The 24,693-nt window shown below is 71.1% G+C and carries 27 protein-coding genes; 15 read left to right on the forward strand and 12 right to left on the reverse strand.

The window, feature by feature from the left end; genetic code table 11:
• Positions 1–6 precede the first annotated feature (6 nt).
• Complete coding sequence (gene holA, locus ACIBK1_RS28560; RefSeq protein ID WP_396738804.1) at positions 7–972, forward strand: DNA polymerase III subunit delta; 966 nt, start codon at positions 7–9, stop codon at positions 970–972.
• Between the two features lie 94 nt (positions 973–1,066).
• On the opposite strand, the gene ACIBK1_RS28565 is transcribed toward holA, so the two are convergent.
• Positions 1,067–1,570, reverse strand: coding sequence for a MarR family winged helix-turn-helix transcriptional regulator (locus ACIBK1_RS28565; protein WP_076437796.1), 504 nt, complete (start codon positions 1,568–1,570; stop codon positions 1,067–1,069).
• Between the two features lie 65 nt (positions 1,571–1,635).
• Here ACIBK1_RS28565 and ACIBK1_RS28570 point away from each other — a divergent pair, with 65 nt between their 5' ends.
• A complete protein-coding gene (locus ACIBK1_RS28570) occupies positions 1,636–2,841 on the forward strand; it encodes an MFS transporter (RefSeq protein ID WP_051761335.1) in 1,206 nt (401 codons plus the stop codon).
• A 127-nt stretch (positions 2,842–2,968) separates the two neighbouring features.
• Here the strand turns inward: ACIBK1_RS28570 and rpsT are convergent, their stop codons facing one another.
• Positions 2,969–3,241: a 30S ribosomal protein S20 gene (gene rpsT / locus ACIBK1_RS28575; protein ID WP_030506313.1), complete on the reverse strand. Its 273-nt coding sequence runs from the start codon at positions 3,239–3,241 to the stop codon at positions 2,969–2,971.
• 137 nt (positions 3,242–3,378) lie between these two features.
• Positions 3,379–4,467 (reverse strand): hypothetical protein, encoded by a 1,089-nt coding sequence (locus tag ACIBK1_RS28580; RefSeq protein ID WP_396738807.1) that lies wholly within the window; start codon positions 4,465–4,467, stop codon positions 3,379–3,381.
• 119 nt (positions 4,468–4,586) lie between these two features.
• Here ACIBK1_RS28580 and lepA point away from each other — a divergent pair, with 119 nt between their 5' ends.
• Both lepA and ACIBK1_RS28590 read left to right on the forward strand, forming a co-directional pair.
• The gene (lepA, locus tag ACIBK1_RS28585; protein WP_030506311.1) at positions 4,587–6,410 is read left to right on the forward strand and encodes a translation elongation factor 4; all 1,824 of its coding nucleotides are present in this window, start codon (positions 4,587–4,589) and stop codon (positions 6,408–6,410) included.
• A 67-nt stretch (positions 6,411–6,477) separates the two neighbouring features.
• Entirely contained in the window at positions 6,478–7,125 is a 648-nt protein-coding gene (locus ACIBK1_RS28590; protein ID WP_030506310.1) for an MOSC domain-containing protein, read from the forward strand.
• A 73-nt stretch (positions 7,126–7,198) separates the two neighbouring features.
• On the opposite strand, the gene ACIBK1_RS28595 is transcribed toward ACIBK1_RS28590, so the two are convergent.
• The 3 genes from ACIBK1_RS28595 to ACIBK1_RS28605 form a co-directional block, all read right to left on the reverse strand.
• Positions 7,199–7,888: a DUF4097 family beta strand repeat-containing protein gene (locus tag ACIBK1_RS28595; protein WP_396738809.1), complete on the reverse strand. Its 690-nt coding sequence runs from the start codon at positions 7,886–7,888 to the stop codon at positions 7,199–7,201.
• Positions 7,889–8,003: 115 nt separating this feature from the next.
• A complete protein-coding gene (locus tag ACIBK1_RS28600) occupies positions 8,004–9,263 on the reverse strand; it encodes a glycoside hydrolase family 18 protein (protein WP_396738880.1) in 1,260 nt (419 codons plus the stop codon).
• A 192-nt stretch (positions 9,264–9,455) separates the two neighbouring features.
• Entirely contained in the window at positions 9,456–10,346 is an 891-nt protein-coding gene (locus tag ACIBK1_RS28605; RefSeq protein WP_396738811.1) for a CDP-diacylglycerol diphosphatase, read from the reverse strand.
• Positions 10,347–10,788: 442 nt separating this feature from the next.
• Between ACIBK1_RS28605 and hemW the strand changes: the two genes are divergently transcribed.
• Positions 10,789–12,009, forward strand: coding sequence for a radical SAM family heme chaperone HemW (gene hemW / locus ACIBK1_RS28610; protein WP_396738813.1), 1,221 nt, complete (start codon positions 10,789–10,791; stop codon positions 12,007–12,009).
• Here the strand turns inward: hemW and ACIBK1_RS28615 are convergent.
• On the reverse strand, positions 12,006–12,806 hold the full coding sequence (locus ACIBK1_RS28615; RefSeq protein WP_030506305.1) for a DUF3097 domain-containing protein: 801 nt from the start codon (positions 12,804–12,806) through the stop codon (positions 12,006–12,008). The two genes, hemW and ACIBK1_RS28615, sit on opposite strands and share 4 nt — an antisense overlap.
• 18 nt (positions 12,807–12,824) lie before the next feature.
• Positions 12,825–13,490 (reverse strand): hypothetical protein, encoded by a 666-nt coding sequence (locus tag ACIBK1_RS28620; protein WP_396738815.1) that lies wholly within the window; start codon positions 13,488–13,490, stop codon positions 12,825–12,827.
• Between the two features lie 157 nt (positions 13,491–13,647).
• Here ACIBK1_RS28620 and hrcA point away from each other — a divergent pair, with 157 nt between their 5' ends.
• Genes hrcA through ACIBK1_RS28635 form a run of 3 tightly spaced genes read left to right on the forward strand, consistent with a single transcriptional unit; the run spans position 13,648 to position 16,542 of the window.
• On the forward strand, positions 13,648–14,661 hold the full coding sequence (hrcA, locus tag ACIBK1_RS28625; protein WP_030506303.1) for a heat-inducible transcriptional repressor HrcA: 1,014 nt from the start codon (positions 13,648–13,650) through the stop codon (positions 14,659–14,661).
• Complete coding sequence (gene dnaJ, locus ACIBK1_RS28630) at positions 14,662–15,798, forward strand: molecular chaperone DnaJ (protein ID WP_030506302.1); 1,137 nt, start codon at positions 14,662–14,664, stop codon at positions 15,796–15,798. It abuts the gene before it with no gap.
• A 9-nt stretch (positions 15,799–15,807) separates the two neighbouring features.
• The gene (locus ACIBK1_RS28635; RefSeq protein WP_030506301.1) at positions 15,808–16,542 is read left to right on the forward strand and encodes a 16S rRNA (uracil(1498)-N(3))-methyltransferase; all 735 of its coding nucleotides are present in this window, start codon (positions 15,808–15,810) and stop codon (positions 16,540–16,542) included.
• Positions 16,543–16,578: 36 nt separating this feature from the next.
• Here ACIBK1_RS28635 and ACIBK1_RS28640 read toward each other — a convergent pair whose 3' ends face one another.
• Positions 16,579–17,247 carry a hypothetical protein gene (locus ACIBK1_RS28640; protein WP_030506300.1) on the reverse strand — a complete coding sequence of 223 codons (669 nt, stop codon included), beginning with the start codon at positions 17,245–17,247 and terminating at the stop codon, positions 16,579–16,581.
• Positions 17,244–17,723, reverse strand: coding sequence for a SigE family RNA polymerase sigma factor (locus ACIBK1_RS28645; protein ID WP_051761368.1), 480 nt, complete (start codon positions 17,721–17,723; stop codon positions 17,244–17,246). The genes ACIBK1_RS28640 and ACIBK1_RS28645 overlap by 4 nt, the downstream gene beginning before the upstream one ends.
• Positions 17,724–17,968: 245 nt before the next feature.
• Here ACIBK1_RS28645 and ACIBK1_RS28650 point away from each other — a divergent pair, with 245 nt between their 5' ends.
• The 7 genes from ACIBK1_RS28650 (at position 17,969) to era (ending at position 23,369) form a co-directional block, all read left to right on the forward strand.
• Complete coding sequence (locus tag ACIBK1_RS28650; RefSeq protein ID WP_030506298.1) at positions 17,969–18,313, forward strand: HIT domain-containing protein; 345 nt, start codon at positions 17,969–17,971, stop codon at positions 18,311–18,313.
• A gap of 54 nt (positions 18,314–18,367) precedes the next feature.
• A complete protein-coding gene (locus ACIBK1_RS28655) occupies positions 18,368–19,390 on the forward strand; it encodes a PhoH family protein (RefSeq protein ID WP_036405284.1) in 1,023 nt (340 codons plus the stop codon).
• Between the two features lie 28 nt (positions 19,391–19,418).
• Positions 19,419–19,892: an rRNA maturation RNase YbeY gene (gene ybeY, locus ACIBK1_RS28660; RefSeq protein WP_030506296.1), complete on the forward strand. Its 474-nt coding sequence runs from the start codon at positions 19,419–19,421 to the stop codon at positions 19,890–19,892.
• Positions 19,889–21,184: a hemolysin family protein gene (locus ACIBK1_RS28665; protein ID WP_396738818.1), complete on the forward strand. Its 1,296-nt coding sequence runs from the start codon at positions 19,889–19,891 to the stop codon at positions 21,182–21,184. Before ybeY ends, ACIBK1_RS28665 begins: the two co-directional genes overlap by 4 nt.
• Before the next feature lie 286 nt (positions 21,185–21,470).
• Complete coding sequence (locus tag ACIBK1_RS28670; protein ID WP_396738820.1) at positions 21,471–22,124, forward strand: hypothetical protein; 654 nt, start codon at positions 21,471–21,473, stop codon at positions 22,122–22,124.
• Positions 22,121–22,456 (forward strand): cytidine/deoxycytidylate deaminase family protein, encoded by a 336-nt coding sequence (locus ACIBK1_RS28675; RefSeq protein WP_076437838.1) that lies wholly within the window; start codon positions 22,121–22,123, stop codon positions 22,454–22,456. The genes ACIBK1_RS28670 and ACIBK1_RS28675 overlap by 4 nt, the downstream gene beginning before the upstream one ends.
• A gap of 1 nt (position 22,457) precedes the next feature.
• Positions 22,458–23,369, forward strand: a complete 912-nt coding sequence (era, locus tag ACIBK1_RS28680) for a GTPase Era (RefSeq protein ID WP_030506292.1) — start codon at positions 22,458–22,460, stop codon at positions 23,367–23,369.
• Positions 23,370–23,375: 6 nt separating this feature from the next.
• On the opposite strand, the gene ACIBK1_RS28685 is transcribed toward era, so the two are convergent.
• Together ACIBK1_RS28685 and ACIBK1_RS28690 are read right to left on the reverse strand one after the other, a co-directional pair.
• Entirely contained in the window at positions 23,376–23,858 is a 483-nt protein-coding gene (locus ACIBK1_RS28685) for a hypothetical protein (protein ID WP_156080770.1), read from the reverse strand.
• A 10-nt stretch (positions 23,859–23,868) separates the two neighbouring features.
• Entirely contained in the window at positions 23,869–24,690 is an 822-nt protein-coding gene (locus ACIBK1_RS28690) for an urease accessory protein UreD (RefSeq protein WP_396738822.1), read from the reverse strand.
• Positions 24,691–24,693 lie beyond the last annotated feature (3 nt).

Below are 24,693 nucleotides of genomic sequence, written 5' to 3' on the forward strand. Positions count from 1 at the left end.
CCTGACATGGCGAACCCAGCACCTGTGACCCTGGTCGTCGGCGACGAGGAGTTCCTGGCAGATCGCGCCGTCGGCTCCATCGTGGCGGCGGTACGCGCCGAGGAGCCGGGGGCGGAGCTGCACGACCTTCAGGGGAGCAAGGTGGAGCCGGGGGAGCTGACCGGGCTCGCTTCCCCCTCGTTGTTCGGCGACCGCTCGATCATCGTGATCCGCGGGGCACAGGACCTCTCGAAGGACGTCATCGCCGAGATCGTGAAATACACCTCCCATCCGGCCGACGACGCGGTGCTGGTGCTGGCCCACCCCGGCGGGGTCAAGGGGAAGGCCCTGGTGGACGGTGTGAAGAAGGCGGGCGCGGACGTCGTCTCCGTGTCCAAGGTGACGAAGGCGGGAGAGCGGCTCGACTTCATCAAGGCCGAGGTCCGCAGGGAGGGCCGCTCCATCGCGCCCGCCGCCGCACAGGCGCTGCTCGACGCCGTGGGCAGCGACCTGCGCGAACTGGCGGCCGCCTGTAGTCAGCTCGCCTTCGACACCGAGGGCAAGAACATCGACGAGGCGGCGGTCGCGAAGTACTACCGGGGACGCGCTGAGGTCAGCGGCTTCACCATCGCCGACCTGGCGATCGAGGGCCGTTTGGGGGAGGCGCTCGAACAGGTCCGGTGGGCCGTCGCCACGGGTGTGGCGCCGGTGCTGATCGTCAGCGCGCTCGCGGGAGGGCTGCGCTCGCTCGCCAAGGTGGGCGGCGCGCCCCGCAACCTGCGCGGTGGCCAGCTCGCGAGCCATGTGGGCATGCCGCCGTGGAAGATCGACAGGGTGAAGCGCCAGCTGGCCGGCTGGGGGCCGGAGGGGATCTCCGCCGCACTGCAGGCCGTGGCCACCGCCGACGAGCAGGTCAAGGGCGGCGGCACCGACCCGGCGTACGCGCTGGAGAAGGCCGTCCACACGATCGTGGCCAATCGAACCAAGCGCTGACTTCAGCCGTCTCGGCTCGGGTCGTGGCCGAGAACGCCGACACGCCCGTCCGGAGCCGGTCGCCACGCTGCTCCCGGGGGCTCGCTGCCCGCGTCTATCGGTCAGGCGTGCCGGGGTTCTCCATGCGAAGCAGCATTCGCTTGAGCAGCGCCGCGAGGACGTCCTGGTCGTCCGGCCCCAGAACGCCCACCATCGCGTCCTCGACCTCGCCGCGCAGGTCCATCGCCTTGAGCCAGATCGCGCGGCCCGCGCTCGTCAACTCCACGTCCACCCGGCGGCGGTCCTCCACACTGCGGACGCGCCGGACGAGCCCCGCCTTCTCCAGGGTGTCCAGGCGGCCCGTCATGCCGGCTGGAGAGACCTTCAACTCGGCGGCGAGCTCGGACGGGGTGGCACGGCCGCCCTCTCCCCGGGCGCCGAGCCAATGCAGGGTCTCGTACTCGAAGTCCTGCAGACCCACCGCGGCGAGCGCGCTGTCCTTCGTCTGAGCCAGGTGCTTCACCAGGAACTGCATGCGCGTGACGATCGCCTCCACGCGCTCGTCGAAGGGCGCCTTCCCGCGCCACCGCGCGATGTGCCGGTCCACCGAGTCGTCCACGCGACAATCCTACGCCACATAAAAATACGTTGACGAAAGATTCGCTGACGAAATAACTTGCTCGCATGATTGCACGTCTGGTCGCCGGGCGGACGGTCGCGGCACTCGCCACCGCCCTCATCCCCACGGGGCTCACCCTCGCCGTCATCAGGGTGACCGGCTCCGCCCTCGATCTCGGCGTCGTCCTCGCCGCCGAGGTGCTGCCCATGCTCCTGCTGCTCCCGGTCGGCGGAGTGGTCGCGGACCGCTTCCCGCCGAGGCGGGTGATCCTCGTGGCCGACCTGGTCCGCTGCGCCGCCCAGGTGACCCTGGGAGTGCTGCTCCTCCTCGGGCACCCCGCCATCGCGGTGATGGCGGGACTCGCGGCGCTCACCGGAGCCGCGGTGGCCTTCGGTGTCCCGGCGGTGTCACCGCTGGTCGTCGGAGTGGTGCCGGCGGAGCGCCGGCTGCGGGTGAACGCCCACATCGGAGTGGCCGGCGGCGTCGCCCAGATCGCCGGCCCCGCGCTCGCCGGAGGCCTGACGCTGTGGCTCGGGCCGGGATGGTCCTTCCTGCTGACCGGGGTCCTGTTCGCCGGATCGGCGGTCACGCTGGGCGGCCTGGTCACGGCTCCCCGGCCGGCGGCCGGACGCGCTCACTTCCTCGGCGACCTGCGGGAAGGGTGGCGCGAGGCGCGGCGGCACCGCTGGTTCCTGATCAGCGTGGCCGGGCACGGCGTCTGGCACCTCGGGGCGGGCATCCTGCTGACCCTCGGTCCCGTCATCGCCGTACGCAGCCTGGGCGGGGAGTCGGTCTGGGTGGTCGTCACGCAGGCGGGAACGGTGGCGACGGTGCTCGGCGTCTTCGCCGCCCCGAGGCTGCGGATCCGGCGGCCCCTCGCCGTGGTGGCGGTCGGGGCCGCGGTCTACGCGTGCCCGCTCGCCGCCTTCGCGTTCTCCACCGCGTTGCCCGCGCCGGTCGTGGTCGTGACCGCCGCGTACGTCGTCGCCATGCTGGGCCTGGGGACCTTGATGCCGCTGTGGGAGACGGTGGTGCAACAGCGTGTGGAGCCTCAGGCCCTCGGCCGGGTGGACTCGTTCGACGCCCTCATCTCCTACGCGGCACGGCCTCTCGGGCTCGCGGCGGCCGCGCCGGTCGCCGCCTGGGCCGGCGCCGCGGCTCCGCTGCTCACGGCGGCGGCGCTGGTGGCCGTGGTCAACCTGGCCGTGCTCGCCCTGCCCGAGGTCCGGCAGCGTACGACGGAGGAGGCGGCACAGCCCGTGCCCGTCTGACGTGCGCAGACCGTTCCCGCCTGATGCCGTCAGCGGGCATGCGAAAAAGCCGCGCCACGTCGAGGGCGGGCACGCGAAAACGCCGCACCCCCCGCGAGGGGAGATGCGGCGTGCGCGTCTGTGCGACCTACTTGGCGGCCTGCAGAGCGGCGGCGCGCTTGGCGATCGCCGACTTCCGGTTGGCAGCCTGGTTCTTGTGAATGACGCCCTTGCTGACGGCCTTGTCGAGCTGCCGGGACGCGGCCTGGAGCGCGACGAGGGCGTCGTCGACGTTCCCCTGGTCGGCGGCCTCGCGGAACTTGCGGACCGCGGTCTTCAGGGACGACTTGACGGCCTTGTTGCGCAGCCGGCGCTTCTCGTTCTGCCGGTTGCGCTTGATCTGGGACTTGATGTTCGCCACGAAGAAAGCCTCAGTGTTAAGTCTTGGTCGGATGGGGCGCGCGGGCTGGTGAGAGGGCGCGCCACACGCAGTTGGACAGGATACCAACAGCCCGGGTCATCGCTCAAATCACGACGACAGGACCGCCCACGCTCATGCTATCGCGGCGGGGCCGCTGCGGTCCGCACATCGGTCCGCACATCGGGCCGCCCGCCCGACGACTTCACGCTCCCTCCGGCGCCCCCGCGCACCCAGGCCCGCTCGTATTCCCTCCAGTCTTCCTCCGTGGCCGCGAAATCGACGTACAGGGCCAGGCCGAACTCGGTGCGGGGGCCGTGCTCGCTGAGCGCGAGCCGTGCGCCCTCGGCCGCGTTCTCGACGCTCTCGGCCCAGTCGAGGTAGGCGACGCCGTGGTCGTGGTACGCCGGAGCCCCGATGAGGAGGGTCTTGTCCTCCGGCACCAGTCCCAAGGCGAGCGAGGCCTGCCGCGCGACATAGCCGCCGTACAGGGACGGCAGGGGCGTCCCGGAGTCGTACGTCATGATCGCGACCTGGTCGGTCAGGCCGACGACCCAGCGGAAGTAGTCCGGCGTCCAGTACTTGTCGTGGCCGATCGCCAGGGCGGCGGGGGCGCGCATGCCGGTCAGCGGCTCGATCTGCTGGGTGGCGACCGACAACGGCCGGTCGCCGATGGCCTGCCGGGTCTCGCGCAGGACGCTGAGGAACGGCTCGTTCCCGTCGGGAACCGGTTCGAAGTCGTAGTGGATCCCGTCGAACCCGAGGGAGACCAGGTCGCGGGCGCCCGCCACGACGCGGGCCCGGGTCGCCGTGTCGGCCAGGCTCAGGTGGAGCTTGCCGTTGTCGTTGACCGTCTGGCCGAGCCAGGCCGACACCCGGACGCCGGGCACGTTCTTCCGCCACCATTTCAGGAAATTTCCGGCGTTGGCGTAGCGGTCGGGCGGCAGGGTCCCGTCGTACTTGAACGGCCCGCTGTGGACGTACACGTCCCTGATCCCGCTCGCGCGCAGCCGTACGGCGAGGGCGCGCACGTCGGCCTCGGTGCGGCGGCCGTCCACCCACGCGTGGCCCATCCACAGGGCATCGTGGCCGGTGGTCCTGGCCCATCCGGCCGGCGTGCCGGCGAACTGCAGGCGCAGCGCGGCGGCGCCGGCCAGGCCGAGCGCGAGCGGCACGGCCACGACGACGGCGGCTATTCGCAGAACGCGTCTGGTGGTCAAGGCAAGCATCCGGACATGCCACCATGGAGGGTGGCTGGTCCGCCAGCCTCGGGAGGGCCCGCCGAGCGCGAGGCGAGGCGGACGGCCCGCCCGATCAGCAGTCAGTCATCTTGTCGAAACGGACCTCGGTGCGCACTCAGCCTGGCCAGACCGACCCCGCGTTGATCCGCAACTTCTGCATCATCGCGCATATCGACCATGGCAAGTCGACACTCGCCGACCGGATGCTGCAGCTCACCGGTGTGGTGGACGACAGGTCGATGCGCGCGCAGTACCTCGACCGCATGGACATCGAGCGGGAGCGGGGCATCACCATCAAGTCGCAGGCCGTGCGGCTCCCGTGGAACGGCCACGTCCTCAACATGATCGACACACCGGGCCACGTGGACTTCACCTATGAGGTGTCCCGGTCGCTGGAGGCGTGCGAGGGCGCGATCCTGCTGGTCGACGCGGCGCAGGGCATCGAGGCCCAGACGCTGGCCAACCTCTACCTGGCCATGAACGCCGACCTCCACATCATCCCGGTGCTCAACAAGATCGACCTGCCCGCCGCGCAGCCGGACAAGTACGCCGAGGAGATCGCGGGCCTCATCGGCTGCGACCCCGCCGACGTGATGCGCGTGTCCGGCAAGACCGGCGCGGGGGTCAAGGAGCTGCTCGACCACGTCGTGGAGCACGTCCCGGCGCCCGTGGGGAACGCCGACGTGCCCGCCCGGGCACTGATCTTCGACTCGGTGTACGACACCTATCGGGGCGTCGTGACGTACGTCAGGGTGGTCGACGGCCACCTCTCCAAGCGCGAGCGCGTGCTGATGATGTCCACCGGCGCGCAGCACGAGCTGCTGGAGATCGGCGTCATCTCGCCCGAGCCCATGCCGTCCGAGCGGGGGCTCGGCGTCGGTGAGGTGGGCTACCTGATCACCGGGGTGAAGGACGTGCGCCAGTCTCGCGTCGGTGACACGGTCACCAACGCGGCCAAGCCCGCCGGCGAGGCCCTGGGCGGCTACGAGCACCCCAAGCCCATGGTCTACTCCGGGCTCTATCCGATCGACGGCGACGACTACCCCGAGCTGCGCGAGGCCCTCGACAAGCTGCGGCTGAACGACGCCGCGCTCGTGTACGAGCCGGAGACGTCGGCGGCGCTCGGCTTCGGCTTCCGCTGCGGCTTCCTCGGCCTGCTGCACATGGAGATCGTCCGGGAGCGGCTGGAACGAGAGTTCAACCTGTCGCTGATCTCGACCTCGCCCAACGTGATCTACCGAGTGATCATGGAGGACGGCAGGGAGCACGTCGTCACCAACCCGTCGGAGTTCCCGGCCGGGAAGATCGGCCAGATCTTCGAGCCGGTGGTGAAGGCCACGGTGCTCGCGCCGTCCGAGTTCATCGGCGCGATCATGGAGCTGTGCCAGGGCCGCCGCGGGCAGCTCCAGGGCATGGACTACCTGTCGGAGGACCGGGTCGAGATCCGCTACACGCTCCCGCTCGGCGAGATCATCTTCGACTTCTTCGACCAGCTGAAGTCGAAGACCCGCGGCTACGCCTCGCTCGACTACGAGCCGTCCGGGGAGCAGGAGGCCGACCTGGTCAAGGTGGACATCCTGCTGCAGGGTGAGACCGTGGACGCGTTCAGCGCGATCGTCCACCGCGAGAAGGCGTACGCCTACGGCGTGGAGATGGCCAAGAAGCTCAAGGAGCTCATCCCGCGGCAGCAGTTCGAGGTGCCCATCCAGGCCGCGATCGGCGCCCGCGTCATCGCCCGCGAGAACATCCGCGCAATCCGCAAGGACGTCCTCGCCAAGTGCTACGGCGGCGACATCAGCCGTAAGCGCAAGCTGCTGGAGAAGCAGAAGGAGGGCAAGAAGCGGATGAAGATGGTCGGCCGGGTGGAGGTCCCCCAGGAGGCCTTCGTCGCCGCCCTCTCGTCCGAGGCCCCGGACAAGAACAAGAAGTAGGCGTCCCTGGTTTGACCAGAACTTAATCGCATCGCGGAGAAATATGACCGTCGGTTAACGTTTGGTCATGCGGATCCTCTCTGTGAACGTGGGCCGGGCCGTGGACGCCGACTGGGCCGGCAACCTGCGGCGCACCGCCATCGACAAGCGGAAGATCGAGGGCCGGGTCGCCGTGCGCGAGAACGGCCTGGCAGGCGACGAGCGCGCCGATGTCGCCAACCACGGCCACCCGGACCAGGCGGTGTACGCGTACGCGCGGGAGGACTACGACTGGTGGGAGCCGCTCATGGGCCGCGACCTGCGTGACGGCGAGTTCGGGGAGAATCTCACGACGTCCGGGGCCGACGTGACCGGCGCGGTCCTCGGGGAGCGGTGGCGGATCGGCACGGCCGTCCTGGAGGTCACCGCCCCTCGCGTCCCCTGCGTGGTGTTCCGCAACTGGCTGGACGAGCGCGGCTGGGTGAAGCGCTTCACCGACGCGAACCGCACCGGGGCGTACTTCCGGGTGGTCGAGCAGGGCGATCTCGGCGCAGGTGACGAGATCGAGGTGCTCCACCGGCCCTCGGACGGCGTGACGATCGCCGAGTCGTTCCGGGCCTACCACGGCGACCGGGATCTGCTGCTGCAGATCCTCGATCTTCCCGGCCACAGTGACAAGTGGGACCGGGTCGCCGAGCGCGTGCTCGGAGACCGCAGCGGCATCGTCGCATCCTGATCACGAAATGCCCGCCGGTTCCGGCCTCTCGATGACGCTCTCCGTTCGAGGGCGCCGTTCGCGGTGACCTCGGTCACGCGGGCAGGAGGCTGATGTCGCCGGAACCGGCGCGGGCGACGACCCTGTGCGGCGAGTTCTGATCGGTCGCCACCGCGACCGTCGTCTCGCCGGACTTCGCCTCGGCGTCCACGTTGTACGGCCCACCGGGAAGCGTGATCTTCGCGGTTCCCGAGCCGGTCACCAGATCGATGGTGTCGGGAGCGGTGGCGAACTTCAGCGTGGTGTCACCCGAGCCCGCCTCGACTGCGAGACCCGCGCCCGTCAGCCCGGCGCCCTCCAGGTCTCCTGAGCCCACCTTCGCCTTGACCGGATTGCCCAGGGCTCTGAGATGGATGTCGCCGGATCCGGTCTCCACCTCTGTCCGCATGCCCTTGGGCACGCGGATGTCGTAGTCCACCGAGCAGTTGTCCATGGCGTGCGGGCAGTCGTACGTGATCACAAGTGCATCGCCGTCCATCTTGTGCTCGGTGGTGGGCTTGCCCGAGGACCAGTGGAGGGTTTCGCTCACCGTGACGACACCGCCGGCCGCTTCGCTGATCACGATGTCACCCGCACCGCCCAACACGACCAGCCTGGCGGCCTTCTCCTCCACCTCGTAATCGAGGGTCGCCTGGTTGGCTGCCTGAGTGACGTCCTTCAACCCGCATCCGGACAGCAGAGCCGCGGTTGCCAGCAGTCCACCCGCCACCATCGCCATCTTCATGCAGACGATCATGCCGTCCATCGAGAGGCTGACGCAGTAGGGCATACCCCCGTATGTCCCGTGAGGGGCTCCCGACCACGGCAGGGGCCCAGCCGGACCCCCGCCGCACGGCCGGTCAGCGGAGGACGGAGTAGAGGGCGGTGGTGAGGGAGGCCTTGGCGTCGTCCTGGTCGATGGACCACAGCATGGAGCCGCCGAGGCCCTTGAGGCGGATGTAGGCGGCCTTCTCCAGCATGACGGCGGGGTCGTCGTAGGACCAGAACTCGTTGCCGTCGTACAGCCACAGGGTGCCGGTGAGCAGGTCGCGGTAGCGCTTGCCGGGCTTGTTGACGAGGTTCTTGTAGTCGTCGCTGCCGGGGGCCCAGGTGCCGGGGGCGGGGCCGGTGGCGGTGGCGTACCGGCCGTCGCCGCCGGAGGTGACGCCGGTCCAGCCCTGGCCGTACGCGGGGACGCCGATGACGATCTTGCTCTTGGGTGCGCCGCGTCCGACGTAGTCGCGTACGGTCTGGTCGACGCTGAACTTCACGTCGTTGGGGTCGCGCCGGTCGGTGAGCAGGTTGGCCTGGTGGCCGGTGCGGTTCTCCCAGGGGCCGTGCAGGTCGTAGCCCTGGACGGTGGCGAAGTCGAGCTGGTCGAAGACCTTCCGCACCTCGAAGCCGGCGTCGATCTTGGCTGCGGCGGCGGGGAGGAAGGCGGTCAGTTGGTCGCGCCGGTCGTGGGCCTTCATCTGGCGGCGCAGTTCGGCCAGGAACAGGGTGAAGTTCTGCTTGTCCTCGGGGCGGATGACGTTGCCGTCGTTTCCGGCGGAGCCCGGCCATTCCCAGTCGAGGTCGATTCCGTCGAACACGCCGGCGGCGGCGCCGGGGGGCAGGCCGGGCAGGTTGCCCTTGAGCCACAGGTCGACGCAGGAGGCGGCGAGCTTGGCCCGGGACTCGGGGGTGAGGACGGCGTCGGAGAAGTATCGGGAGCCGGTCCAGCCGCCGAGGGAGATGAGGACCTTGAGGTCGGGGTGGCGGGCCTTCAGCTTCTTGAGCTGGCCGAGGTTGCCCTTGAGCGGCTGGTCGTCGGCGTCGGCGGCGCCGTCGACGCTCTGCTCGGCGGGCACGGGGCGCTGCCAGTCGGCCCAGGGGTCGGCGGAGTAGCAGGTGCCCTCGGGGCCGACGAACCCGAAGGCGTAGTTGAGGTGGGTCAGCTTCCCGGCGGCGCCGCTGGTCTCCACGTCCTTCACGTGGAAGTTCCGTCCATAAATGCCCCACTGGATGAAGTAGGCCACCCGCTTGTAGCGGTCCCCGCCGCCGGTGGTGGCCTGGGCCGCTGCCGGCGCTAATCCGGCCATCAGGGTGGCGGCGACCGCCACGGCGAGGGTCCTTCTCATGAGCACGCCGGCCTCCCGACCCCTTTTTTATAGGAAAGTTTCCTGTAAATTGCCGCGATCGTAGACCGGGGTGATCAGGCCGTCAATGGCGGGGTGCGGCCGGCAGCGGCCTGGAGACCGCCCCGGTGGCGCGACCGCGCGGCCGGGGCATCGCACACCCCGCCCACGTGCGGCGGGGTGGGCGGTGACGGGTCACGGATGCATGAGAAGCAGGGGGTCGCAGGTGTCGGTTCCCACCAGCTTGGGGTTGTTCGGGTCGCGCAGGGCCTTCTCGCTGTTGACGATGTAGTAGCCGCCGGCGGGCCGAGGTATCACGATCAGCGTCTGGTACTGCATGATCGCCTGAGCCTTGGCGGTCGTCGCTCCGTGTCCGAGGGCGCGGACCAGCATGCTCCTGAGCGTGGCGAAGAGGTTGTCGTGCGTGAATCCGGGCCAGATGAGCACGCGGTAGGTGTGCGGAATGATCCCGAGGGTCTCGCTGAAGCCCCGGACCGACACGCGCGAGTCCGCCCAGTTCGCCACGGTTCTGGCGGCCAGGTTGTCCTGGGCGGCGAGGTCGTGCCAGGACTCCCAGCGCGCCTGTGCCATGTGGATGTGCAACTGGTCGAAATCTCTGGCCTGCTTCGAATTGATCCCCAATCCCACCGGGGTGGGAACCACGGTGGGAGGCTGGGTGGCGTAGTAGTCGGCGGCGCTCCAGTAATTCGGTGCGCTGTTGTCGCAGATCCACGGGCACTCGATGCCGTTGACCCGCTCGGTGGGGACGAGGATGTAGTTGACGTACTTCTTCTTGCTCTTGGCGCCGCCCATCACCACGTAGTCGGCGTGGTTCTGCAGGCAGGTGTTGTTGCCGTGACACTTCTGCATGTGCTGCCAGAGAGAGTCCGAGTCGGTGGTCTTGCCGCACTTCTTGGGATCGGGGCCCTTGGCGCATGTCGACGAAGCCGCGGCCAGCGCATGCTCGGCGCCGGTGAGAATGCCCGCGCCCGTGAGTATGGTGGTGCCCGCCAGGCCGGAGAACTGGATGAACCGGCGTCGCGTCAGCTCGCTCGCCTCGTCGTTCGCCCGGTCGCTTTCACGCATGATTACCCCCGACAACCCGCATCTGATGCCCTTTTGCTGCGATTTCCGCGCGCACCGCGGTTCCGCCCGTACGCGGGACCGGAAACGGCCTCGTCAATCAAAGATCAACGCATTCGGCCAGGTTGATCCCCTCCCTGGCGGCCGGTAAAAGCCCCTGGCGCAGGCTTGAGTTTCCGCAGGAAAGACCGAAACCCTTCCCCGGGTGCCGCGAGAATCGTCCGGTGTTCCGCTTCCCGGCGTGAACGGCGACCGGCGCCGAAAATGCGATGATTTGTCGCGGCGTTGCGGCGGCGGCCGGGCGGGCGCCCAGGATAATGATCCGGACCTGCATATCGCGCGATATTCGCGCGAGTGCCAAAAAGGTGTACACAGCGCTGATTCCCGGCAGTAATCCCAGATCAGGCGTCGAGGGCAGGGCGCGAGTGACGGCAGACTGGAGAGCGTGCCTTCAATGCTTCCCGACGGCGATCCCGTCCCCGCGAACGGCGAGCTGCCGTCCGGGGCCCTCGACGGGCTCGGCTCCCGTCCGTTCGGCTTCTACGTCCACGTGCCGTTCTGCGCGACACGCTGCGGCTACTGCGACTTCAACACCTACACGGCGGCCGAGCTCGGGCCCGGCGCCGCGCAGCGCGACTACGCCGCCACAGCGGTCGAGGAGATCCGGCTGGCCCGGCGCGTGCTGGGAGACGCGGCGCCGCCCGTGGAGACCGTCTTCTTCGGCGGCGGCACGCCGACCCTGCTGCCCGCCGCCGACCTCGTACGGATCCTGGACGCCATCGGCGAGGAGTTCGGCCTGCGGCCCGGCGCCGAGGTGACGACCGAGGCCAACCCCGAGTCCGTGGACCCGGCCTACCTGAAGGAGCTGCGGGCGGGCGGGTTCACCCGGGTGAGCTTCGGCATGCAGAGCGCGGGCGAGCACGTCCTCGCCGTTCTCGACCGGCGGCACACCCCCGGCCGGCCCGCCGAGGCCGTGCGGGAGGCCCGCGAAGCCGGGTTCGAGCACGTCAACCTCGACCTGATCTACGGCACGCCGGGGGAGAGCGACGACGATTGGCGGGCCTCCCTGGCGACCGCGCTGGCCGCGGGGCCCGACCACGTCTCGGCGTACTCCCTGATCGTCGAGGACGGCACCCGGCTCGCCGCCCGGATCCGGCGCGGCGAGCTGCCGATGCCGGACGACGACGTGGCGGCCGACCGCTACCTGATCGCCGAGGAGATGCTGACGGCCGCGGGCCTGAGCTGGTACGAGATCTCCAACTGGGCGGCGGATGACGAGGCCCGCTGCCGCCACAATTTGCTGTACTGGACCGGCGGCGACTGGTGGGGGGCCGGGCCGGGGGCGCACAGCCACGTCGGCGGCACCCGCTGGTGGAACGTCAAGCACCCCGCGGCGTACGCCGCGCGCCTGGCGGCCGGGGCCTCGCCCGCGCACGCCCGCGAGGTGCTGTCGGCGGAGGACAGGGCCGTCGAACGGGTCATGCTGGAGCTGCGCCTCGCCTCGGGCCTCCCGCTCGCCGGCCTCGCCCCCCGGGCGCGTACGGCGTGCGCGAGGGCGCTGGCGGACGGATTGCTGGAGGTGGAGGCGTTCAAGGCGGGACAGGCCGTGCTCACGCTGCGCGGCAGGCTGCTCGCGGACGCCCTGGTGCGGGACCTCACACCTTAGCCCGTGACGAAGTCGATCAGTTCTTCCACGCGGCCGAGCAGCTCGGGCTCCAGGTCGGCGTAGGTCGTGACGCGGCCCAGGATGTGCCGCCACGCCTCCTGGGGGTCCATCCGCCAGCCGAGGGCGTCGATCACGCCCTCCTTCCAGGGCACGCCGCGCGGCACGTCCGGCCAGGCGGGGATGCCGAGCGCCCGGGGCTTGACCGCCTGCCAGATGTCCACGAACGGATGCCCGACGATGAGCACGTCGTCTCCGGACACCCGGGCGGCGATGCGGCTCTCCTTCGATCCGGGCACCAGGTGGTCCACGAGCACCCCGAGCCGCCTGCCCGGCTCGGGGCCGAACTCCTCGACGATCGCCGGGAGGTCGTCCACACCCTCCAGGTATTCGACGACGACCCCTTCCACCCGCAGGTCGTGCCCCCAGATCTTCTCCACCAGCGAGGCGTCGTGGACGCCCTCGACGTAGATGCGGCTCTCCCTGGCGACCTGCGCGCGCAGGCCCTCGACCGCGATCGACCCCGAGGCGCTCCGCAGCGGCCCCTTCGCGCCGGCCTGAGGGCGCACCAGCGTCACCGGTTTGCCTTCGAGGAGGAATCCGGCGGGCGTCAGCGGGAACACCCGCCGACGGCCGAACCGGTCCTCCAGTGTCACGGCCTCCTTGTCGCAGGCCACCACGGCGCCGCAGAAACGGCCCTCGGCGTCCTCGACCACGAGGTCGGGCTCGGCCGGGATCTCGGGGATCTGCCCTCGCCGTGGCCGCCGCCAGTCTCCGGAAAGCACGTCCCGCCCGTACATGCGGGGAACGCTAGCAAATCACGCCCTGCGACGGCGGGCCGCGGAGCGACGGGCGAGCACGACGATCGTCACGATCAGCGCGGCCAGGAAGCCGACGGTGGGCAGGGTGAGCAGCGCGACGGTGCCGCCCACCAGCAGGCCGGCCGCGTCGGCGAGCTGCTTGCCGACGCCGAAACGCACCCCGTCGCCCTCGCAGGCGAGCGGGTAGGTGCCCGCCTCAGGCACGCCGGCCTCGAACAGCAGCTCCCAGGTCGTGCCGTTCAGCGTGAAGGTCTGCGAGATGGCCGGGCGGGTCAGCCGCACCCGCGAATCGGTGCCGTCGCCGAGCTGACAGCGGACGTCGGTGGGCTGGTCGACGGCCGCGTAGATCGCCGGCCTGTCCGCGGGGTCGAGCGCGACGCTCACCGACTGCCCGCCGGAGAAGATCGTGGCGGGTGCGGCGTCGCCGAGCGTGGAGAACAGGCCACCGGCGAACCCGCCGACGCCCGCCACCAGCAGGACGACGAAGAGCGCCCAGGAGAGGAAGACCCACAGCAGCCGCGGCCGGACCGGCCGGGAGCCGGCGTACGGCGGGGGAAAGGGATGCGGCAGCCGCAAGGTCGCGCCGGCCGGCGCCGGGGGCATCATGGGGCGGGGCACCCGCATGGTCGCCTCGGCCGGCGGGAAGGTCTGATTCTCGTGCATGGGGTGAAGAGTCGACCATGCGGCTTGCGGTCGATTTGCAGCTCGCTTGTCCTGGTGTCTCCGCGTTATCGCACCACGTGGGGTGGTAGCCGTACACTTGGCACTCGGGAACACAGAGTGCCAGAGTCGGTGTTTCCAGGCACAGGGAGGTGGCACAGTGCTCGACGACCGCAAGCTCGCCGTCCTGCGCGCCATCGTCGAGGACTACGTGTCCACCAACGAGCCGGTGGGGTCAAAGGCCCTGGCGGACAGGCACAACCTCGGCGTCTCTCCGGCGACGATCCGCAACGACATGGCCGCGCTGGAGGAGCAGGGTTACATCGCCCAGCCGCACACCAGTGCCGGAAGGGTGCCGACGGACAAGGGATACCGCCTGTTCGTCGACCGGCTGTCGCAGATCAAGCCGCTGTCGGGCGCGGAGCGCAGGGCCATCGAGACCTTCCTCGCCGGGGCCGTGGACCTCGACGAGATCGTCATGCGCACGGTGCGGCTGCTCGCGCAGCTCACCCGGCAGGTCGCGGTGGTTCAGTACCCCTCGCTCACCAGGTCGTCGGTGCGCCATGTGGAGATCGTCCCGATCGCCGAGCGGCGGGTCATGCTGGTGCTGATCACCAACACGGGACGGGTCGAGCAGCGGATGGTCGACCTGCCCGAGGCCATCGCCGACGACCGGATCGCCAACCTGCGCGCCGTGCTCAACGCGTGTCTCGACGGGTGCGGGCTGTCCCAGGTGCCCGAGACCGTGGCCGACGTGCCCGAGCGGCTGCCCGCGGAGGACAGGCCGGTGGCGGCCACGATCCTTTCCGTGCTGCTGGAGACGCTCGTGGAGCGGCACGAGGAGAAAATCGCCTTCGCCGGTACGGCCAACCTCGCCGCGGCGGATTTCAGCGTCGGCCTGCGCGGCGTGCTGGAGGCGCTGGAGGAACAGGTCGTCCTCATCCGCCTGCTGGGGGAGACCGGCGGGCTGTCCGACATCACCGTCAGAATCGGATCCGAGAATCCCTACAGCGGACTGCGCGGCACCTCTATCGTGGCCGCCGGATACGGTTCGGGCGACAGAGAACTGGCCCGGCTCGGAGTGCTGGGCCCGACACGAATGGACTATCCGGTGACGATGGGTGCGGTGCGCGCGGTGGCGCGGTACGTCGGCCAGATCCTGGCGGGGTCATAAGTGTCCAACGACTACTACGCGACCCTTGGCGTACGGCGCGACGCCAGCCAGGAAGAGATCAAGAAGGCATATCGCCGTCTCGCCCGTGAGCTGCACCCGGACGTCAACCCCGATCCGGAGACCCAGGAGCGGTTCAAGGAGATCAACCAGGCGTACGAGGTGCTGTCCGACGCGGGCAAGCGCCGTATGTACGACATGGGCGCCGACCCGTTCGGCGGCGCGGGAGCCGGGGCCGGAGCCGGCGGTTTCGGCGCTGGCTTCCCGTTCAGCGACATCATGGACGCCTTCTTCGGCTCGGCGGGCGGCGCGCGGGGGCCCCGCTCCCGCGCCCGCCGGGGCCGCAACGCCACCATCAGGGTCGAGCTCGACCTGGGGGAGGCGGCCTTCGGCACGACCCGCGAGATCGTGGTCGACACGGCCGTGGTCTGCGAGGTCTGCCAGGGCTCCGGGGCGGCGTCCGGCACGCACCCCGACACCTGCGACATGTGCCACGGACGCGGCGAGGTGTCGCAGGTGACCCGTTCGTTCCTCGGTCAGGTCATGACCTCACGCCCCTGCCCCCAGTGCGGCGGGTACGGCAGCGTCATCCGGCACCCCTGCATGGAGTGCTCGGGCGAGGGACGGGTGCGGACCCGGCGCACGATCAAGGTCAGGATCCCGGCCGGCGTCGAGGACGGCACGCACATCCAGCTCGCCGGCGAGGGCGAGGTCGGCCCCGGTGGCGGGCCTCCCGGCGACCTGTTCCTGGAGATCGTCGAGCGGCCGCACCAGATCTTCGAGCGGCGCGGCGACGACCTGCACTGCACGGTTCACATCCCGATGACGGCCGCGGCGCTCGGCACCTCGATCGCGATCGAGACCCTCGACGGCACGGAGGACATCGACATCCGGCCCGGCACTCAGGCCGGCCAGGTCATCCCCCTGTACAGCAAGGGCGTCCAGCGGCTCAACGAGACCGGCAGGGGCGACCTGCTGATCCACGTGAACGTCGAGACGCCGGGCAAGCTCGACCCGCAGCAGGAGGAGCTGCTGCGCGAGCTGGCGAAACTGCGCGGCGAGGAGCGTCCGCCCGGCAAGTTCTCCCCGGGCCAGCAGGGCTTCTTCTCCCGCCTGCGGGACGCCTTCAACGGCCGCTGAGCTGATCGCATGACTGTTCCCGTGTTCCTGTCGGACGCGGCCGGCCAGGCGGCGGACACGATCGTCCTCGACGGGCCCGAGGGGCGGCACGCCGCCGCCGTACGCCGCCTGCGGCCGGGGGAGCGGATCGACCTGACCGACGGCGCGGGGCGGGTGGCCGAGTGCACGGTCACGGCGGCGGGGAAGGACTCGCTGACCGCCGAGGTGCTGCGCCGGTTCGAGGTTCCGCCGCCCCGGCCGAGGCTGGTGGTCGTGCAGGGCCTGCCCAAGGGCGACCGGGGCGAGCTCGCGGTCGAGATGATGACCGAGGCAGGGGTCGACGTGATCGTCCCCTGGGCCGCCTCCCGGTGCGTGACCCAGTGGAAGGGCGACCGGGCCGCCAAGGCCCTCGCCCGCTGGCGTGGTACGGCCCGCGAGGCGGCCAAGCAGGCCCGGCGCTTCCATCTGCCCGAGGTGACCGAGCAGGCCACGACCGCGGCGGTCGGCTCGCTCGTCTCGGCGGCGGCGCTCGCGGTCGTCCTGCACGAGGAGGCGGCCGAGCCGCTGAGCCGTCTGCCCCTGCCGCAGGAGCCGGGCGACATCGTGGTGGTCGTCGGCCCGGAGGGCGGCGTCACCGACGAGGAGATCGCCACGTTGCGGGCGGCGGGAGCCACGCCGGCCCTGCTGGGGCCGACGGTGCTGCGCACCTCGACGGCGGGCGTCGCCGCGGCGGCCGTCCTGCTGTCCCGCTGCGGCCGCTGGTGACGGCCGGCCGCGGATCCCCCGGCCGATGACCGGGGGTCAGGGTGAGGGCGTCGGGCTCGCCGGGTCGGGTGTCGTCGTCTCCGGTGGCGTCGTGCTCGGGGTGACCGGGGGCGCGGACTTCGTGTGCGGAGCCGACGAGGGACGGCGCGAGGCCGACGGCGTTACCACGGGCGGCTGCTGCGTCACCGACGCGGGCGAGCACGTCGGCGGGAGGGCCGCGTCGGGCTCGATCACCCCGGCCTGGGGCGTGGGCGTGACGCAGGGATCGGACGGCGACGGCGACGGCCTGGTGGTCGCGCCCGTCTTGCGCGTGGGGGACGGGCTCGGCCGCTGGCGGGACGGGCTCGGCGTGACGGGCACGATCACGACCGGCTGCGAGGGCGCCGAGTGGGGCGGCCGGGTCACCGACGAGGTGTCCCCCTTGTCCACGCGCTCGTCGCCGGCGGGGGCGATGCCCGTCGACTGCGCCACCTGGTCGCGCAGGTCGGGGACGACCATCACGACCGCGCCCGCCACGAGCACGGCACCGGCGGCGGCCGCTCCGACGCGCCACCACAGCATGTGCCGCAGGCCGCGCAGACCGCGCTGGTCGATCCGCCCGCGGATGATTTCGAGTCCATCGGGAGACGGCACGACCGAGTCCGCCTCCGCGCGCAGGGCACGGCGGAGCAACTCGCCGTACTCGTCGTCGGGAGGGAAGGTCATGAGAACTGCTCCAGTGCCATCCGTAGTGCGGCCATGCCGCGGGCCGTGTGACTCTTCACGGCGCCCTTGCTGATCCCCATCGCGTGTGCGATCTCGGCCTCCGACAGGTCGCCGTAGTATCGCAGCACCAGCGCCTCGCGCTGGCGGTTGGGTAAGCCGCGAAGCGCCTCGATGACGGCCGAACGCTCCAGTTCACCGATCGCGCCGTTCTCCGCGCTCGGCGCGTCGGGCAGCCCCTTGGGCGCGTACTTCTCGACGACCGCTCGGTGCCGCAGCACGGAACGCGATCGGTTCACGACCGATTGGCGAAGGTAGGCCAGTGCCTTGTCGGTGTCTCTCAGCCTGCGCCAGGCGCCATGAAGGGCGACGAACGCGTCCTGAACGACCTCTTCCGCGCTGGCCACGTCACGCACCAGCAGCACGGCGAGACGCACCAGTGACCGATAGTGAGCGCTGTAGAGCGCCGTCACGGCCATGTCGGCATCCCATCCGACGGGCACCGCTCCCAACGACCTGTCGGCCACGAGGGTCTCGGTGGTCACATCAATAGGACGCTCGTCATCCCCGGGGGGTTTACGTTCTTCCGAATCATGAGGGGGCATGGCCCAGCGGTGTCCTCGCCCGACACTAGGGGGGGTTTTCTGGTGCAGTCTCGCACACTCACACTAGCCGGGGGGATCATTGCAGTCATCAACTACCGTCAACGGCTAGGCTTTCGCGCGTGAGCGAGTGCCTCTTCTGCAAGATCGTGGCCAAGGAGGTCCCGGCGGACATCGTCCTGGAGGCCGGGCGGGCGCTGGCCTTCCGCGACATCAACCCGCAGGCCCCCACCCACGTCCTCGTCGTGCCCAAGGCCCACCACGATAACGCCGCCGCGCTGGCGGCGGCCGACGACGGCCTCGCCGACGACCTGCTCAAGGCCTGCCACGCGGTGGCCGTGCAGGAGGGCGTGGCCGAGACCGGCTACCGGATCGTGCTCAACACCGGGGAGGGCGCCGGGCAGACGGTCTTCCACGTCCACGCGCACGTTCTCGGCGGCCGGGGCCTCACCTGGCCCCCCGGCTGAGCGGCTAAAGTGGGGAGGGAGCTAGGGAGGCGATCAGGGCCGCAAGGGCCGCCCATGTCCGAGTCACAGCACATGCACAAGACCCAGGCCAAGGTAGTCATCCCCGAGGGGCAGCCGATGGTCAGCCTCCTCGGGTCGGGTGACGAGCTGCTGCGGGTCATCGAGGGCGCTTTCAGCGCCGACATCCACGTGCGGGGCAACGAGATCACGATCACCGGCAGTCCCGAGGAGAGCGGCGTCGTCGTGCGCCTCTTTGAGGAGCTGGTGGAGCTGGTCGGCTCGGGTGCCGAGTTGTCCCCCGACGCGGTCGAGCGCAGCATCCACATGCTGCGGCAGGCCACCGACCGTCCGGCCGAGGTTCTGTCCCTGGACATCCTGTCCGCGCGGGGCCGCACCATCCGCCCGAAGACGGTCAACCAGAAGCGGTACGTCGACGCGATCGACAGGCACACGATCGTCTTCGGCATCGGCCCCGCCGGCACCGGCAAGACGTACCTGGCGATGGCGAAGGCCGTGAAGGCCCTCCAGAACAAGCGGGTCAACCGGATCATCCTCACTCGCCCCGCCGTCGAGGCGGGGGAGCGGCTCGGCTTCCTGCCAGGCACGCTCTACGAGAAGATCGACCCGTATCTGCGGCCGCTGTACGACGCGCTGCACGACATGCTCGACCCCGACTCCATCCCGCGCCTGATGTCGGCGGGGACGATCGAGGTCGCGCCGCTCGCGTACATGCGCGGACGTACGCTCAACGACGCCTTCATCATCCTGGACGAGGCGCAGAACACCTCGCCCGAGCAGATGAAGATGTTCCTGACCAGGCTCGGGTTCAACTCGAAGATCGTGGTCACCGGAGACGTGACCCAGATCGACCTGCCCGGCGGCCAGGACAGCGGCCTGAAGGTCGTCCAGCACATCCTCGAGGGCATCGAGGACATCCATTTCAGCAGGCTGACCAGCGCGGACGTCGTACGGCACAAGCTGGTGAGCGACATCGTCGACGCCTACGGCCGATACGACGCCGCGATGGCGTCGGAGCCGCGCGCGATCAGCAAGCGGCCGCGGAACAACCGGCGGTGAGCGCGACCATGACGGGTGAGGAGACCCCGTGAGCATCGAGGTGGCCAACGAGTCCGGCGTCGAGGTCGACGAGTCGGCGCTGGTCGAGCTGGCCGGGCACGTCCTCGGCCGGATGGGGATCAACCCGCTGGCCGAGCTGTCGATCCTGGTGATCGACGAGGCGGCGATGGCCGAGCTGCACGAGCAGTGGATGGGGGAGCCGGGCCCGACCGACGTGCTGGCCTTCCCCATGGACGAGCTGCGGCCCAACTCCGGCGGCCGGGACGAGGACGACGCTCCCGACCCGGCGCTGCTCGGCGACGTGGTGCTGTGCCCCCCGGTGGCGGCCAAGCAGGCCGCCGAGGCCGGGCACAGCGCGCAGGACGAGCTCGAGCTGCTGTGCACGCACGGCATCCTGCACCTGCTCGGCTACGACCACGCCGAGCCCGAGGAGCACGCCGAGATGTTCGGGCTGCAGGACGAGCTGCTCGGCGCCTGGCGGGAGGTGCGGCGTAAGCCGTGAACGACGGCTGGCTGCTCTCCGCCGTCTTCCTGATCGTCGCAGGTGGTCTGCTGGCGAGCGCGGAGACGGCGCTGACCCGCATCTCCAGGGTGCGCGCTGAGGAGTTCGTCAAGGAGGGCCGGCGTGGCGCGGTGCGGCTGCAGGCGATCGTCGCCGACCCGCCGCGCTACCTCAACCTGGTGCTTCTGCTGCGCCTGAGCTGTGAGCTCGTCGCGACGGTGATCACGACGCTGCTGTTCATCGACTGGCTCGGCGACCGCGGGCAGGCGTACACCGTGGCGGCCGTGGTGATGATCCTGGTGAGCTACGTCATCGTCGGGGTCATGCCGCGGACGCTCGGTCGGCAGCACGCCGAGCCGGTGGCGCTGGCGAGCGCGCCCATCGTGTACGGCCTGACGAGGATCTTCGGACCGCTCCCCGAGCTGCTGATCCTGCTCGGCAACGCGCTCACTCCCGGCAAGGGCTTCCGCGAGGGCCCGTTCACCTCCGAGGCCGAGCTGCGCGACCTCGTGGACCTGGCCGAGCAGCGCAGGGTCATCGAGCCCGACGAGCGGGAGATGATCCACTCGGTCTTCGAGCTCGGCGACACGCTGGTGCGCGAGGTGATGGTGCCGCGCACCGACATGGTCTTCATCGAGCGCGGCAAGACGCTGCACCAGGCGCTCTCGCTGGCCCTGCGCAGCGGGTTCTCCCGCATCCCGGTGGCGGGGGAGAACGAGGACGACGTGGTGGGCATCGCCTACCTCAAGGACATCGTCCGCCGGATCCAGGACACCGGCGACGGCGACGTGCGGGTGGACGAGCTCATGCGCCCCGCGACGTACGTGCCGGAGAGCAAGCCGATCGACGAACTGCTGCGCGAGATGCAGGCGCGGCAGATCCACCTCGCCATCGTCATCGACGAGTACGGCGGCACCGCCGGGCTCGTCACCATCGAGGACGTCATCGAGGAGATCGTCGGCGAGATCGCCGACGAGTACGACCAGGAGGCCCCGCGGGTCGAATGGCTGGACGACGGGGCGGTGCGGGTGACCGCGCGGCTCCCGGTCGACGAGCTCGGCGAGCTGTTCGAGACCGAGATCGAGGTCGAGGACGTCGACACGGTCGGCGGCCTGCTGGCGCACGCCCTGGGCCGGGTGCCGATCGCAGGCTCGGAGGCGGTGGTCGGCGGCCTGCGCCTGACGGCCGAGAACCTGGCGGGACGCCGCAACCGGATCAGCACGGTCGTCGTGCGCCGCGAGGAGCTCGCGGCGGGCGACGAGGTCGTGGCCGCCGGCGCCGACCACGAGTGACCCGTCGCCGTCCGCGGCTGCAAGCGTCCTTCAAGCGAGTTGCAAGCGCGACCGGCCATTGTGATCCCAGGCGCTCAGAAGGGGTTCGGGGCGTCTCATTGGGGAGTCCGGCGCGCCGGGAGGGGTTCGCGGCGCTCCGGAGCCTCCTCTGGGGGATCCGTAATCGGTGCGGGGCTCTCACCCGTTCAGGGTGGGAGCCCCGTATTGATTCCGTATCGGTTACGCAATGTGATTACCCGCTCGCGGTCCGGGGAAGGACAACCTCCGGCAAAGCGGGGAGGCGGGTATGCGCATCGTCCACGCGGCCGTCGCGGGCTGCCTGGTCCTGGCCACCGGTGCCTGCGGCGCGGGCGGGGTCGCGGACGCCCCCGTCCGGGTGCCTCACAAGGCCGAGGTGAGGCGTCCGCCGACGGTGCTCGGCCGGATGGACGGCCTTCCCGAGGAGTTCTTCAGCCACGCGCGGTCCCCCTGGCGTCCGCCCTTCCGTCCCCGCGCCCGCGCGTGCCGCCTGCTGTTCGACGCGGCCGCGGGCAGGCCCCCGCGCGAGGGGCTCAGCGGCACGACCGCCGCCACCTACCAGGGCGCGCACGCGGGCGAGCTCGCCGGGGTCGGCGTCGCCGTCTACGACGGCGGCGAGGCGGCCGGGCATCTCGCCGCGCTCCGCGACGCCCTCTCCCGCTGCGCGACGGCCGACGACGGCACGCCGTACGACCGCTTGACCGCGCGGACGCCGCTGCCGGGCATCGGCGGGCCGGACGCGGTGGGCCGGGCCCTGTCCGGGAGGGTCGGCGGCTACCCCTACCGCATGCACCTGGTCGTCGCCCGCTCCGGCCACACGCTGATCGCGCTCGTGCACGCCGGCCTGACCCCGCCCGACCCCGCCCGCACGGCCGAACTGACACGGCTGCTCGTCCGCGAGGTCGGTACGCTTGACGTGTGACACAGACGCTGGACCCCGAGGACAACAAGATAATCACGCTGGCCAGGTCGGCGCGGGCGCGCGGCGGCACCCCCGAGGGCGCCGCGGTGCGCGACGAGACCGGCCGGACGTACGCCGCGACCACGGTGGCGCTGCCCTCGCTCCGGCTCTCGGCCCTCCAGGCGGCCGTGGCCATGGCCGTGTCCAGCGGGGCGAAGTCCCTGGAGGCCGCGGCGATCGTCACCGAGGCCGACGACCCGGCTGAGCAGGACGTGGCCGTCGTCGAGGAGATGGGCAACGGCACGCTGTTCCTGGCCGCCCCCGACGGCTCCCTGAAGGGCCGGTACATCTGACGTGGACGCCGAATCGAGCGGTTTCCGTGCGGGCTTCGCCTGCTTCGTCGGCAGGCCCAACGTCGGCAAGTCCACGCTGATGAACGCCCTGGTCGGCACCAAGGTGGCGATCACCTCGTCCAAGCCGCAGACCACGCGGCGGGCCATCCGCGGCATCGTCCACCGGCCGGACGCCCAGCTGGTGATCGTGGACACCCCCGGATTCCACCGTCCCCGCACGCTCCTGGGCGAGCGGCTGGACAGCCTGGTGCTGTCCACGCTCACCGAGGTCGACGTGATCGGGTTCTGCGTCCCGGCCAACGAGCCGATCGGCAAGGGCGACCGGTTCATCGTCGACAAGCTCGCCGCCGTCAAGAAGACCCCGGTGGTGGCGGTCGTCACCAAGTGCGACCTCGCCACCCGCGAGCAGGTCGCGCACCAGCTTCTCGCGGTGTCCGCGCTGGCCGAGTTCGCGGAGATCGTCCCGGTGTCCGCGCAGGGCGGCGAGCAGCTCGACGTCCTCGCCGACGTGCTCGTCAAGCGGCTGCCCGAGTCGCCCCCGCTGTACGCCGGCGGGGAACTCACCGACGAGCCGGAGCAGGTGCTGGTCGCCGAGCTGATCCGGGAGGCCGCGCTGGAGGGCGTGCGCGACGAGCTGCCCCACTCGATCGCGGTGGTCGTGGAGGAGATGAACCCCCGGGAGGGCCGCGACGACCTCCTCGACGTGTACGCGCACATGTTCGTCGAGCGGCCCTCGCAGAAGGCGATCGTGATCGGCCCGGGCGGCGCGAGGCTCAAGGACGTGGGCACCCGCGCCCGGCAGCAGATCGAGGCGCTGCTCGGCACCCGCGTCTACCTCGATCTCCGGGTGAAGATCGCCAAGGAGTGGCAGCGCGACCCCAAGCAGCTGCGGCGTCTCGGCTTCTACGACTGACGGCCGTCACCGGCGGCGCAGCAGCGCGGTTGCGGCCAGCACGGCCAGCGCGACCGAGGCCAGCAGGCCGGCGAACCAGCCGTACTGGATCGTCGGGTGCACCCGCAGCAGCCCGGCGACCTGGAAGTCGAGCCGCCCCACGAGGTCGCGCGGGTCGGCGAGGAACATGGCCAGCGCGAAGGCGGCCACCGCGCCGGGCAGGATCGCCAGCCCGGTGAACAGCCAGTTTCGCGTCGCGCCGAGCACGCCGAGCAGCATCGCCGTGATCCCGGCGCCCAGCACGAACCAGCCGGGGCCCGCGTCCACGCCGCGCACGGCGTGCGTGAGCGACGTGTTGAGTATGCCGAACTCGGCGGTGAGGCCCGCCCATGGGAGGAGCGCGGTCACGGCCAGCGCGAACCCCGCGACGAACACGCCGGCGGCCCGCAGGACGCCGGCCACGCTGGTGCCTCGCCGCGGACCGCCGGGGTGCTGCGTGGGATCGGACACGATCACCAGGCTACGGGTCGAGGCCCCCGGTTTCAGCCCCTGGCGTGCCGTGCGAGCCGTCCGGGCCCGACGGCGGGGAGGCGCCCGCCGCCTCCTCGCCGCGCCGCAGCCGCTCCCTCAGCTGGACCGCGTCCGCGCCGAGCGCGCACACCTGCACGCCCGGACCGGCCAGCGGCAGCGCCGCCCAGCCGTCCCCCAGCACGGCCCGCCGCTCGCGCTTGACGTCCGGCACGGCGGGCGGAGCCCAGGCGGGTCCCGCGAGCAGGGTCGAGCCGACGCACCGCGCGTCCCCGTAGACGGCCGGGCTGCCGTCCACCGCCTCCTCGCCCACCAGGAGGTCCTGGCGGAGCAGGGGCCGGCCGGCCACGGTCGCGTCGAACCGCGCGTGGCCGCGCCCCGGCCGTTCGCCGTGCCGTCCGAAGACGATCTCCTCCCGCCAGAAGATCGTGGCGTCCTCGGCGAGCGAGAGCCGTACGACGAGGCGGTGGGCGCATCCGGCGGCGAGGACGGTCGGCTCGGGGGAGAAGTGCAGGGTGGCGCCCGCGCCGACCCGCGCCCGAACGACCATGACCGAAGGGGTGTCCGCGAGACCCGGCAGCACCAGCGTGGCGCCCACCGAGCGGACCTCCAGCGAGGTGCCGGGGGCGACGTCCACCTCGAGGTCGAGGCGGTCGCCGCGCAGCGGTCCCGCGCCCGTCGAGACGAGGTGGACCCGCCGCGGGCCGGTCTGCCGCAGCGTCAGCGGAGGGTCGGACCGCAGCGTCTCCAGCCGGGTCCGGCCTCCGGCCGCGGCCTCCGTCCTGATCAGCGCACGCGCGGTGACCGCCGTCATGCC

The sequence above is a fragment of the Microbispora rosea genome, assembly GCF_044460045.1.
Taxonomy (GTDB): domain Bacteria; phylum Actinomycetota; class Actinomycetes; order Streptosporangiales; family Streptosporangiaceae; genus Microbispora; species Microbispora rosea.